Raw genomic sequence first — 11,231 nt, 5'->3', positions numbered from 1 at the left:
GCCATGAGCCCGCCGAAAGCCAACCACGCTCCCGCCCCCGACAAGGTCCGCATCACCCGCGCGCTGATTTCCGTGTCCGACAAGACCGGGCTGGTGGCGCTGGGGCAGGCGCTGGCCGCCAAGGGCGTCGAGATCCTGTCGACCGGCGGTTCGGCCCAGCGCCTCGCCGAGGCCGGCGTGCCGGTCAAGGAGGTCTCCGACCACACCGGCTTCCCGGAGATCATGGACGGCCGCGTCAAGACGCTGCACCCGCGCGTCCATGGCGGCATCCTGGCCCGCCGCGACATCCACGCCGACGCGATGGCGCAGCACGACATCCCGCCGATCGATCTGGTCGTCGTCAACCTCTACCCGTTCGAGGCGACGGTCGCCAAGGGTGCCGCCTACGACGATTGCGTCGAGAACATCGACATCGGCGGGCCGGCGATGATCCGCGCCGCCGCCAAGAACCATGATTTCGTCACCATCGTCACCGAGCCGTCGGATTACGAGGCGGTGATGGACGAGCTGGCGACCCATGACGGCTGCGTCACGCTGGGGCTGCGCCGCAAGCTGGCCCAGCGCGCCTACGCCCGCACCGCCGCCTACGACGCCGCCATCTCGACGTGGCTGGCCGGCGAGCTGGACGAGACCTTCCCGCCGCGCGTCACCCTGTCGGGCTCGCTGGCGCAGACGCTGCGCTACGGCGAGAACCCACACCAGCAGGCCGCCTTCTACGTCACCGGCGACCAGCGCCCCGGCGTGGCGACCGCCGTCCAGCTCCAGGGCAAGGAGCTGTCCTACAACAACCTGAACGACACCGACGCCGCCTTCGAGCTGGTCGCCGAGTTCGAGCAGCCGGCCGTCGCCATCATCAAGCACGCCAACCCCTGCGGCGTCGCCCAGGGTGCGAACCTGCTCGACGCCTACCGCTCGGCGCTGCTGTGCGACCCGGTCAGCGCCTTCGGCGGCATCATCGCGGTGAACCGTTCGCTCGACGCGGCGACGGCCGAGGAGATTTCCAAGCTCTTCGCCGAGGTGGTGATCGCCCCGGACGCCGACGACGCGGCCCGCGCGCTGCTGGCGACCAAGAAGAACCTGCGCGTTCTGCTGACCAAGGACGTGCCGAACCCGGCCGACGCCGGCATGATGGTCAAGCATCTGTCGGGCGGCTTCCTGTTGCAGAACCGCGATTCCGGCCGCGTCAACCCGGCCGGGCTGAAGGTCGTGACCAAGCGCGCCCCGACCGAGCAGGAGCTGGCCGACCTGCTCTTCGCCTTCCGCGTCGCCAAGCACGTCAAGTCGAACGCCATCGTCTACGCCAAGAACGGCGCCACGGTCGGCGTCGGCGCCGGCCAGATGAGCCGTGTCGACAGCGCCCGCATCGCCGCCATCAAGTCGGCCGAGGCCGCCAAGGCCGCCGGTCTGGCGGAGCCGCTGACCAAGGGCTCGGTGGTGGCGTCGGACGCCTTCTTCCCCTTCGCCGACGGGCTGCTGGCGGCGGCGGAGGCCGGCGTCACGGCGGTGATCCAGCCGGGCGGCTCGATCCGCGACGCCGACGTCATCGCGGCGGCGGACGAGAAGGGTCTGGCGATGGTCCTGACCGGGATGCGCCACTTCCGGCACTGAGCGGCATTTTCCCCTTGCGACCTTGCCCTCTCCCCCCCGGGGAGAGGGTTGGGTGAGGGGGACGCACTGTGCGTCGCAGACCGGAAGCCGTTGCTGATCTTTTGTTTTTTCCGGCCTGCCGGCCGTAACGCCCCTTCACCGGCCCTGCGGGCCACCCTCTCCCCGGGAAGGAGAGGGGTAAAGTCAGCGTTGAGGGATTCGTCAACGCTTGCGGACGAATCGGCCCCAGGGCAGCAGCGGCAGCATGGCGAGCCGTCGCAGGCGGGCCGCCTCCGCCTCTTCCGCTGCGGCGGCCTCCCCGCCGGCCGAATCGCTCTCCGGCTTCTCGTTCAACGCCTCGTTGATGCGGGCGAACGCTTCGATGTCCTTGATGTGCAGCATGGCTCGTGCCTCTCGGCCTCGAAATTGTGCAGTGCAACAATCACGAGGGTAACAGGATCCGGCCTGGAAAGCTCTCAGGCTGCGGCGTTCTGACGCGACCGGTCCGGTTCGCGCACCCCCATCATAAGCACGAACCCGACCACGAAGAAAACCAGGACCGTTCCCATCCCGGCGCGCTGGCTGGCGAAGGCCTCGGTCGCCAGCCCGAACAGCAGCGGTCCGAAGAAGCCGACGAAGCGCCCGGTCAGGCCGTAGAGCCCGAACATCTCGGTGGTCATGCCCGGCGGGGCGAGGCGCGCCATCATCGACCGCCCCGCCGCCTGCGCCGGCCCGAAGAAGGCGCCGAGCCCGAGCGCCAGCACCCAGAACCACAGCTTGTCGGTCGCCAGCAGCAGCGGCACGCCGAAGGCGGTCATGCCGAGCAGCGCCAGCAGGATCACCGGCTTGGCCCCGGCCCGGTCGTCCATCCAGGCGAAGCCGATCGCCCCCACCCCCGCCACCACGTTGAGCGCGATGGCGAAGATCACGATCTCCTCGAAGCTCATGCCGAAGGTCCCGGCGGCGAAGATGCCGCCGAAGGCGGTGATGGTGTTGATGCCGTCGCGGTAGAAGGCGCTGGCGATCAGGAAGCGGACGGTCTGCTTGTAGCGCCGCGCCTCGCGCAGCGTGCGGCCGAGCATGCCGATGCCCTCGCGCACCGCCTGCCCCAGCGGCCGCCCGCTCGACGGCTCGTCGGGCACCCACAGGAAATAGGGCAGGGCGAACAGCCCGTACCACACCGCGACCAGCAGCGCCGTGGCGCGGATGTTGGCCTGCGGCCCCCAGTCGTCCCAGGCGACGCCGAGCAGGCCGAACAGCGGCGCCTCCGCCTTCACGAAGCCGAACAGCGCGACGACGAGGCAGACCAGCCCGCCGAAATAGCCGATGCCCCAGCCCCAGCCGGACACCCGCCCGAGCAGCCGCCCCGGCACCAGACCGGGCAGGGTGGCGTTGTAGAAGACGTTGGCCAGCTCGAAGGACACGGTGGCGACGACGACGCAGACCAGCGCGAACAGCGCGAAGGACGGGTCGGGCTCCACCCACCAGAGCGCCGCGCTCAGCAGCACGGTGATGCCGGTGAACAGCGCCATCCACGGCTTGCGCCGGCCGCTGCGGTCGGCGATGGCGCCCAGCACCGGGCTGAGCAGGGCGATGGCGATCCCGGCGACGGTCATCGCCACGCTCCAGCGCGAGGTTCCGGCGACCGGGTCGCCGACCACGCCGCGCGCGAAATAGACCGAGAAGACGAAGGTGGTGATGATGGTGTTGTAGGCGGAGTTCGCCCAGTCGTAGAGGCACCAGGAGGCGACGGCGCGCCGGTCGACCGGGGGCTCCCCGCCGAACGGCCTCATCCGCCGATCCCGAAGGAGATCTGGTTGTTGTCGTAGCGCGCGACGACCCGCAGCACGTCGCCCGGCCGCACCGGGATCGGCGCGTCGAGGAAGGTCATCGCCTGCTTCCAATGGTTGGTGCGCGCCTGGCTCTCCGACTTGTAGACGACCTCCTCGTCCATGAAGAGGTCGAACCAGAAGGCGACGCCATGGCAGGTGCCGGCGCGGGTGACGGTCACGTCGATCTCGCGCTCGCCTTCCTCCGGCATGTTGCGGGTGAAGTCGAAATCCAGCGCGGTGAAGGGCTCGGACAGCGCGCTGTGGGCGTCGGCCCCGAGATCGATCTGCTGGTAGCCGGGGGAGCGGAAGACGTCGAAACTCGACATGTCGAAGCCGTCGATCCGCTTGACCGGGTTGATGCGGGCCAGCTCCGGCGTCTCGATCAGCATGGCGTAGACGGTGGAGGCGCGCGGGATGATGGCGCCGCCCGGCTTCACCAGATGGGTGCGGGCGTGCTGGAGCACCGACAGCATGCGCGGCGCCAGCATGCCGATGTTGATCAGCTCCGACACGAAGACGTCGGCCTTCTCCGGCAGGTCGCCGCCCTCGCCGACGGTGAGCTGGGTGGACAGGCGCGGCACCACGGTGACGCGGTCGGCGTAGCCGTTGTTGGCGACGGTCTCCTTGGCGACGCGGGCCAGGATCGGGTTGACCTCGCAGGTCACGACCTTCCGCGCCCCGGCGCGGGCCGCCATCATGGCGACGATGCCCGACCCGGTGCCGATCTCCAGCACGAGGGAGTCCGGTTTCACCGCGCGCTCCAGCGAGTGCTTGTAGGCGTCGTTGCGCTCGAAATCATTGATCATCGGCAGGTGCCAGCCGGGCACCGCGTTCGAATAGATCAGACGGCGGGTGAACTGGACCAGCGGGTGGTCGGGGGCCTGTTCGCGCGCCGCCTCGATCGCCTCGATGGCGTCGGCGGCGCGGTCGAGGCTTTGCAGCACATGGGCCAGCCCGACCTGCGCCGGCACGAAGCGCGGGGCGGCGGCCAGCACGGTGCGGAAGGCGGCCTCCGCCTCCTCCAGCCGGCCGCGGGTGGCGAGCAGCTCGGCCAGGGTGTAGTGCGCCTCCAGATAGTCGGGGGCGAGGTCGAGCGCGGTGCGCAGATGGGTTTCCGCCGTCTCCAGCTCGCCCAGCTCGCGCAGGGTGGATGCCAGGAAATGATGCATCTCCGGCGCGCCCGGCTTGAGGTCGAGCGCGGCGCGGAAGCTCTCCGCCGCCTCCGCCAGCCGGCCCAGCGCCTTCAGCGCGTTGCCGAGGTTGCCGTGCAGCTCCGGGAAGCCGGCGTTGATCGACAGGCCGGCGCGGAAGGCCTCCTCGGCCTCCGCCGCGCGGCCGAGCTGGAAGAGCAGGCTGCCCCGGCTGTTGTGGAAGGACGGGTCGCTGCCCTGCTCGGCGATGGCCTGGGCGAAGAGGGAGAGCGCGTCGTCGGCGTGGCCGGTGTGGGCGGCGATCAGGCCGAGGAGGTGCAGCCCCTGGGCGTTGTGCGGGTCGGTCGCCAGCACCGTCTGGCAGATCGCCTCGGCGCCCGCAAGATCGTTGGCCCGGAACAGGCGGGCCGCATCGAGCAGCGTGGGGGCGGGCGTGTCGGTCATCGCGGGCGGCTCCGGAATCGGCTGGAACTCCAAGGATTCCGCACCATAGCCGAATTGCCGCGGCTCCACAGCCCTTCGGTGCGGGATGCCGCGTTGCGCATGGGCGATTATCAGGAACAAGGTTCCCGCAAAAGACGAAACGCGGGAGTGCCTTGCATGAAGAAAGTGAAGTCCGGCATCGCGGCGTCCGCCCTGGCGGCGCTGCTGCTGGCGGGATGCGCCACGGCGGGGAACGGGCCGGTGGGAAGCGGGCAGGTTGGTGGCGCCGCGCCGGACGTCGCCGGCTCGGCGGCGGCCAGGCGGTTCGAGGCGGTGCGCCACAGCCCGCCGGAACTGCGGGCCTTCCTCCACGCGATGCCGAAGGGGGCGGACCTCCACAGCCACCTGACCGGCGCCGTCTACGCCGAAACCTATCTGCGGCTGGCGGCGGCGGAAAACCTCTGCTTCGACACGAAGACCAAGTTCCTGGTCGCGCCGACCAAGGCCGCGCCCTGCGGCGCCACCGCGCAGGATCCCCGTCCGGCGGCCGCCGTGGTGATTCCCGATTCGACGCTCTACCCGATGGCGGTCAACGCGCTGTCGACCCGCTCCGCCCTGCCGGTGTCGGGCTACAGCCTGCACGACCAGTTCTTCGCCACCTTCGGCCGCTTCAGCGCCGCCAACGATGCCACCGGCGATCTGCTGGCCGAGGTGGTGGACCGCGCCGGCCGCCAGGGCGAGCAGCATGTCGAGCTGATGGTGTCCTTCCGCACCTGGGTCGCCGCCGGCATCGGCAGGCAGCAGCCCTGGACCGGCGACCTGTCGACCATGGCCGACCGGCTGACCGCCGCCGGCCTGCCGGGACTGATCCCGCAGGCCAGGGCCGACATCGACGCGGCGGAGGCGCGCATGCGGTCCCTGCTTGGCTGCGGCACCCCGGCGGCCAAGCCCGGCTGCGGCGTGTCGGTGCGCTACATCCAGCAGGTCTCGCGCACCCAGGCGCCCGGCCCGGTCTTCGCCACCACCCTGTTCAACGCCATGCTGGCGGCGGCGGAGCCGCGCGTCGCCGGCCTGAACTTCGTGGCGCCGGAGGACAACCCGACCGCGCTGTCCGACTACGACCTGCACATGCGGATGATCGCCGAGGCGCGCCGCCGCTTCCCCGGCACCAACGTGGCGCTGCACGCCGGCGAACTGACGCTCGGCCTCGTCCCGCCGGAGGAGCTGCGCAACCACATCCGCAAGGCGGTCGAAATCGCCGGGGCCAAGCGCATCGGCCACGGCGTCGACCTGATGTACGAGGACGACCCGCAGGGGCTGCTGCGGACGATGGCCGCCCGCAAGGTCGCGGTGGAGATCAACCTGACCAGCAACGACCTGATCCTCGGCGTGGCGGGCAAGGACCATCCCTTCCCGCTCTACCGGGCGGCCGGCGTGCCGACGGTGCTCTCGACCGACGACGAGGGCGTCAGCCGCATCGACCTGACCAACGAGCTGCAACGCGGGGTGACGGAGTTCGGGCTGGGCTACGCCGATCTGGTCGGGCTGGCCCGCACCAGCCTGGAGCACAGCTTCCTGCCGGGCGACAGCCTGTGGTCGGCGCCGGGCTGCGCGTCGGTGGCGGCGACGCCTTCGGCCGGTTGCCAGGCGGTGCTCGACCGCAGCGAGAAGGCGCGGATCCAGTGGAAGCTGGAGGAGGCGCTGCGCCGATTCGAGCGGGAGGCGGCGGAAGGACGGGTGTGACCGCCACTCCCGCAAGTCAGACCCCCACCCCGACCCTCCCCCGCCCAGCGGGGGAGGGTCGGGGTGGGGGCAAGGGTGTCCGGGGAAGAGGCCCTTACCTGTCCCGCTGGAACGTCGCCTTGCCCTCGACGCGCGGCAGCAGGCGGACGGCGTAGGGGCTGGTCTGGGTCAGCGCCACCACCTGCTCCGGACCCGGCACCCGCTCGTGGAAACCGACCTGCACCCCGCCCTCCATCGTGCGGGCGCGGTCGATGCTGACCGAATAGCCGGCGGTGTCGCGGGGCCCGAGGAACACCGCCACCGCCATGCGGTCGCCGGGCAGCGAGGACGGCACCGCCTCCCCGACCCGCGCCCACAGCTCGCTCCAATCCTGATCGCTGCGGGCGACGACGTAGGCGCGCTCGGCGGCGAGGCTGCGGTCGCCCTGCCAGTAGGTCCCGGGAGCGGCCTCGGCGGGGAGCAGTCCCCCGTCCGCCGTCCGGTTCGATCCGTTGGTCTGGCAGGCGGTCAGGGACAGGATGCCGAGGAGAAGGAGCGGAGCGAGGCGGCGGCGGGCCGGGGGACGGCGGGTCATGCGGGTCAGGCGCTCCGTGGCAGGATGGTCTCGACCAGCGACGCCCAGTAGCTGGCGCCGGTCGTCAGGATGGCGTCGTTGAAGTCGTAGTGCGGGTTGTGCAGCCGGCAGCCCGGCCCGCCGTGCCCGCCATGGCCGAGCCAGATGTAGGCGCCCGGCCGCTCCTTCAGCATGTAGCCGAAATCCTCGGCCGCCATGGTCGGGGCCGGCGCCCAGATCACGTTCTCGTCGCCGACCACCTTGGCGGCGGCGGCGGCGGCGACGCGGGCCTCCGGCTCGCTGTTGACGGTCGCCGGGTAGCCGGGGCGGAAATTCAGCACCGCCTGGGCGCCGAAGCCCTCGGCGATGCTCGACACCAGCCGGGCGAACTGCTCCTGGATGCGGCGGTGGGTGGCCTCGGAGAAGGTCCGCATGGTGCCGCGCAGGATGGCGCTGTCGGGGATGACGTTGGCGGCGGTGCCGGCGTCGACCACGGTGATCGAGACGACGGCGCTGTCGGCCGGGTCGGTGCCGCGGCTGACGAGGCTCTGCGCCGCCGTGATGATGTGGGCGGAGACCAGCACCGGATCGATGCTGCGGTGGGGCATGGCGGCGTGGGCGCCGTGGCCGCTCACCGTGATCTCGAACTGGTTGGCGGCGGCCATCACCGGGCCGGGATGCACGGCGATCTGGCCGGCCGGCAGCTCCGGCCAATTGTGCAGGCCGTAGATCTGCTCGCAGTCGAACTGCGTGAACAGTCCCTCCTCGATCATCCTCAGGCCGCCGCCCTGGCCCTCCTCGGCGGGCTGGAAGATGAAGTGGACGGTGCCGTCGAAGTTGCGCGTCTCCGCCAGATAGCGGGCGGCGCCGAGCAGCATGGTGGTGTGCCCGTCATGGCCGCAGGCGTGCATCTTGCCGGGATGGCGCGACGCGTAATCGAAGTCGTTGGCCTCCGGCATCGGCAGCGCGTCCATGTCGGCGCGCAAGCCGATGGCGCGTCCGCTGCCGGTGCCGAGCCCCTTCAGGGTGCCGACCACGCCGGTCTTGCCCAGGCCGCGATGCACCGCGATTCCGAACTCGGCCAGCTTCGCGGCGACGAGGTCGGCGGTGCGGTTTTCCTCGAATCCCAGCTCGGGATGGGCGTGGATGTCGCGCCGCCACGCGGTCATGTCGTCCTGGAAGGCGGCGATTCGGTTGTTGATCGGCATATCTCTGACGTTTGCTTTTGGGGCCCTCGCGGGCCGTTTTCGGGAGCGTATCGGTGGTAGGGAACGCTATTCGGGAACCGCCATGCCGCGCTGCACCGCCGGGCGGGCGGCAACGGCGTCGTGCCAGCGCTTCAGGTTGGGGAAGCGGTCGAGCAGCCCGCCCCCGGCGACCGCCGCGGCGGCGATGAACGGGAAGCAGGCGATGTCGGCGACGGAATAGCTGGTGGCGAGATACTCGGCCACGGCCAGCCGGTCGTCCATCGCGCCGTAGCAGCGCATCAGCTCGCCCTTGTAGAGGTCGATGGCGTAGGGGATCTTCTCCGGCGCGCGGACCGAGAAGCGCAGCATGTCCACCGCCGTGGGACCGAGGTCGCTGATGCCCAGCATCAGCCAGCTCAGCGCCTCGGCGCGGTCGTCCAGGCTCTCGGGCATCAGGCGGCCGGTGCGCTCGGCGAAATGCAGCAGGATGGCGCCCGACCCGAACAGGCGGCGGCTGCGGCCGCCGGGCAGCTCCTCGACCAGCGCCGGGATCTTGGTGATCGGGCTGATCGCCAGGAACTCCGGCCGCTTGTTCTCGCCGGCCACCAGATCGACCTTGTGGAGGTGGTAGGTCAGGCCCAGCTCCTCCAGCAGGACGGACGCCTTGCGCCCGTTGGGCGAGGGGAAGGTGTAGAGCGTGATCATGACGGGGCCGTCTCTCCTGCCGCGCGGCTGTCCTTGCGGTTCCATCCGTCAGTCTGGCCGATTTGCGCGCGCAACGCCAGAGGGCGCCAGGGGGGGCGCCAGGGGGGGGCGCCAGGGGGGGGCGCCAGGGGGGGGCGCCAGGGGGCGCCGGTCCCGGCAAAATCCATAAAATGCGACGGGTCGGGTGGAGGCCGCGCAGGAGTCCGCCGCCCCGCACCGTATGTCGGGTATCCAGGGCGCTCACGGCCACCGGCCGCCGGACGCCCACGCAACCGGGCGCAAACGGGGGGATCCGGCCATGGTCTCGACGATCAGCGGGTATGGGGTCAGCGGGTATGGGAGCGGTGGCCTCGCGTCGATGCTCCAGAGCGTCTACGCCAAGGCGGACACGAATTCCGACTCGTCCCTGTCCAAGGACGAGCTGATCGGCGCGCTGTCCAAGACGGGCAAATCGTCGGACGGCTCGAAGCTGTCGTCGGCGGTGGACGAGTTGGTCGGCAGCCTCGATTCCGACTCCAGCGGTACGCTCGGCGCGACGGAGTTCTCCTCCTTCGCCAGCCAGTTCGACTATGGCGGCGGCAGCACCCTGCTCGCCGCGCAGGAGGCGGCCGGCAACCAGCCGCCGCCGGGGCCGCCGCCGGCCAACGACAGCGCGTCGTCGGAGGATGCGGATTCGTCCCCGCCGGGCGCGGCGGGGTCGGCCGGGGCGGCGGGCGGCTCCTCGACGACCTACGATCCGCTGGACACCAATCAGGACGGCTACGTGTCGGCCGAAGAGCGCATGGCCGGCGTGTCCGGTGCTTCCTTCAGCCAAGCCGGCGGTGTGACCTCCAGCCGGCTCGGCAGCGACACGCTGCGCTTCCTGATGAGCAGCATGAACGAGGTCGCCGCCGCCTGATCCATCGAGCAAAGGCGCTGATGCACGCGTGAACCGTCATGCCCGGCCTTGTGGCGGGCATCCACGGCCGCAAATCACGGGAAAATGGTTGCGCGTGGATGACCGGGACAAGCCCGGTCATGACGTGAAGACGATGGGTGTGTCAGTGCTTGCGCCCGGCGGTATGGCGCGGCCGGGCTCTTCACGGACGGGATCCTTGCCGTCCGGATCGGGAGCATCCCCGATGGCGCGGCGGGCTGCCCTCCGTTAAGAGCGCCGAACAGAAGCTTGAGTCGTCTCTCGACTCGTCATCCCCGCGAAAGCGGGGATGACGGTTCCATAGGGCACCGATGGCGAAAACGAAATTCTGTTCGGCGCTCTAATCCGGAGTCCATCCGCCGCGACCGGCAACCGGGCGATGCCCGCCCGACCGGCGCAGCGCGTGCAGCGGCCCGCAGGCCGGTCACGGCGGGAAATCCCCTATCCCCGCGCGACGTCCCCGTCCTCCCATCCCCAGCGGTCCCAGGCGCCGTCGAGCATGGCGGTCGGGCGGGCGCCGCCGGGCAGGCCGCGGCACGACAGCAGCGACGGCTCGACGTCCCCGCCCCCCCGTGTCCACCACAGGCTCGATCCCGCCGCCAGCGGCCCGGCCAGACGCCGGACCAGGGCGACCGCGATCGGGTGCGGGCATTCCGGTTCCGGCCGCCCGAGAAGCGCCAGCCGGGCCGGCAGCCCCTCCACGTCGGCCCCGGTCCGGCAGGCGCCGGTGGCGATCGCCTCGGCGCGGGTGAACCAGGCGGTGCAGGCGCCGGGAGCGGCGCTCAGCTCCAGCGTGTCGGGCAGGGCGGCGGCGATGGTGAAGGTGTAGAGCCGCCCGACCCGGTCGGCGCTTGGCCTCAGCACGCCGATCAGCGGGGCGTCGCCGCACAGGCCCGCCGACAGGGCGAAGCGCCAGACCGGGGCGCCGGCGAAGCAGCGCTCCCAGCCGCCGCCCAGCCGTCGCCGCGTCTCGGCAAGCGCCGCCGCCAACCAGCCGTCCCACGGCTCCAGCACCTCGCGCGGCAGGCCGTGGCCGACGAAATCGCCGCGCGCCGGCACCTTGCCGTGAAAGCCGACGCCGCGGAAATGGCCGGACGCTCTCCGGCCCGCGCTTCCCATGCCGAGGATCATGGG

General features: G+C 71.2%; 10 protein-coding genes. 3 read left to right on the top strand and 7 right to left on the bottom strand.

The annotated features are described in order from the left end of the window. Positions 1 to 3 precede the first annotated feature (3 nt). Positions 4 to 1,608, top strand: a complete 1,605-nt coding sequence (gene purH, locus J2847_RS07995; protein WP_209778441.1) for a bifunctional phosphoribosylaminoimidazolecarboxamide formyltransferase/IMP cyclohydrolase — start codon at positions 4 to 6, stop codon at positions 1,606 to 1,608. A gap of 201 nt (positions 1,609 to 1,809) precedes the next feature. Here the strand turns inward: purH and J2847_RS07990 are convergent, their stop codons facing one another. The 3 genes from J2847_RS07990 to J2847_RS07980 all read right to left on the bottom strand — a co-directional run bounded on the left by J2847_RS07990 (position 1,810) and on the right by J2847_RS07980 (position 5,014). Then, positions 1,810 to 1,989, bottom strand: a complete 180-nt coding sequence (locus J2847_RS07990) for a hypothetical protein (RefSeq protein WP_209778439.1) — start codon at positions 1,987 to 1,989, stop codon at positions 1,810 to 1,812. Between the two features lie 74 nt (positions 1,990 to 2,063). After that, positions 2,064 to 3,380 carry an MFS transporter gene (locus J2847_RS07985; RefSeq protein WP_209778437.1) on the bottom strand — a complete coding sequence of 439 codons (1,317 nt, stop codon included), beginning with the start codon at positions 3,378 to 3,380 and terminating at the stop codon, positions 2,064 to 2,066. Then, positions 3,377 to 5,014, bottom strand: coding sequence for a tetratricopeptide repeat protein (locus J2847_RS07980; RefSeq protein WP_209778436.1), 1,638 nt, complete (start codon positions 5,012 to 5,014; stop codon positions 3,377 to 3,379). The genes J2847_RS07985 and J2847_RS07980 overlap by 4 nt, the downstream gene beginning before the upstream one ends. Before the next feature lie 156 nt (positions 5,015 to 5,170). Between J2847_RS07980 and J2847_RS07975 the strand changes: the two genes are divergently transcribed. Beyond that, entirely contained in the window at positions 5,171 to 6,736 is a 1,566-nt protein-coding gene (locus J2847_RS07975; protein WP_209778434.1) for an adenosine deaminase family protein, read from the top strand. Between the two features lie 94 nt (positions 6,737 to 6,830). Here the strand turns inward: J2847_RS07975 and J2847_RS07970 are convergent, their stop codons facing one another. The 3 genes from J2847_RS07970 to J2847_RS07960 all read right to left on the bottom strand — a co-directional run bounded on the left by J2847_RS07970 (position 6,831) and on the right by J2847_RS07960 (position 9,181). Next, positions 6,831 to 7,310 (bottom strand): protease complex subunit PrcB family protein, encoded by a 480-nt coding sequence (locus J2847_RS07970; protein WP_209778432.1) that lies wholly within the window; start codon positions 7,308 to 7,310, stop codon positions 6,831 to 6,833. A gap of 5 nt (positions 7,311 to 7,315) precedes the next feature. Further along, positions 7,316 to 8,497: a M20 aminoacylase family protein gene (locus J2847_RS07965; protein ID WP_209778430.1), complete on the bottom strand. Its 1,182-nt coding sequence runs from the start codon at positions 8,495 to 8,497 to the stop codon at positions 7,316 to 7,318. 66 nt (positions 8,498 to 8,563) lie between these two features. Next, a complete protein-coding gene (locus J2847_RS07960; protein WP_085555351.1) occupies positions 8,564 to 9,181 on the bottom strand; it encodes a glutathione S-transferase family protein in 618 nt (205 codons plus the stop codon). A 298-nt stretch (positions 9,182 to 9,479) separates the two neighbouring features. Here J2847_RS07960 and J2847_RS07955 point away from each other — a divergent pair, with 298 nt between their 5' ends. After that, positions 9,480 to 10,079 (top strand): EF-hand domain-containing protein, encoded by a 600-nt coding sequence (locus J2847_RS07955; RefSeq protein ID WP_209778428.1) that lies wholly within the window; start codon positions 9,480 to 9,482, stop codon positions 10,077 to 10,079. A gap of 459 nt (positions 10,080 to 10,538) precedes the next feature. On the opposite strand, the gene tagF is transcribed toward J2847_RS07955, so the two are convergent. Continuing rightward, positions 10,539 to 11,216: a type VI secretion system-associated protein TagF gene (tagF, locus tag J2847_RS07950; RefSeq protein ID WP_209778427.1), complete on the bottom strand. Its 678-nt coding sequence runs from the start codon at positions 11,214 to 11,216 to the stop codon at positions 10,539 to 10,541. Positions 11,217 to 11,231 lie beyond the last annotated feature (15 nt).

Source organism: Azospirillum agricola (assembly GCF_017876095.1).
Classification (GTDB): Bacteria; Pseudomonadota; Alphaproteobacteria; order Azospirillales; family Azospirillaceae; genus Azospirillum; species Azospirillum agricola.
The sequence above is the reverse complement of the archived record's forward strand: the minus strand, read 5'-3'. Positions and strand labels throughout refer to the sequence as shown.

Excerpts from the sequence above, each read along its gene's own strand:
- J2847_RS07990 (WP_209778439.1), bottom strand. The coding sequence starts at position 1,989 with ATGCTGCACATCAAGGACATCGAAGCGTTCGCCCGCATCAACGAGGCG.
- J2847_RS07960 (WP_085555351.1), bottom strand. The coding sequence starts at position 9,181 with ATGATCACGCTCTACACCTTCCCCTCGCCCAACGGGCGCAAGGCGTCC.
- J2847_RS07980 (WP_209778436.1), bottom strand. The coding sequence starts at position 5,014 with ATGACCGACACGCCCGCCCCCACGCTGCTCGATGCGGCCCGCCTGTTC.
- J2847_RS07975 (WP_209778434.1), top strand. The coding sequence starts at position 5,171 with ATGAAGAAAGTGAAGTCCGGCATCGCGGCGTCCGCCCTGGCGGCGCTG.
- J2847_RS07965 (WP_209778430.1), bottom strand. The coding sequence starts at position 8,497 with ATGCCGATCAACAACCGAATCGCCGCCTTCCAGGACGACATGACCGCG.
- J2847_RS07970 (WP_209778432.1), bottom strand. The coding sequence starts at position 7,310 with ATGACCCGCCGTCCCCCGGCCCGCCGCCGCCTCGCTCCGCTCCTTCTC.
- J2847_RS07985 (WP_209778437.1), bottom strand. The coding sequence starts at position 3,380 with ATGAGGCCGTTCGGCGGGGAGCCCCCGGTCGACCGGCGCGCCGTCGCC.
- purH (WP_209778441.1), top strand. The coding sequence starts at position 4 with ATGAGCCCGCCGAAAGCCAACCACGCTCCCGCCCCCGACAAGGTCCGC.
- tagF (WP_209778427.1), bottom strand. The coding sequence starts at position 11,216 with ATGGGAAGCGCGGGCCGGAGAGCGTCCGGCCATTTCCGCGGCGTCGGC.
- J2847_RS07955 (WP_209778428.1), top strand. The coding sequence starts at position 9,480 with ATGGTCTCGACGATCAGCGGGTATGGGGTCAGCGGGTATGGGAGCGGT.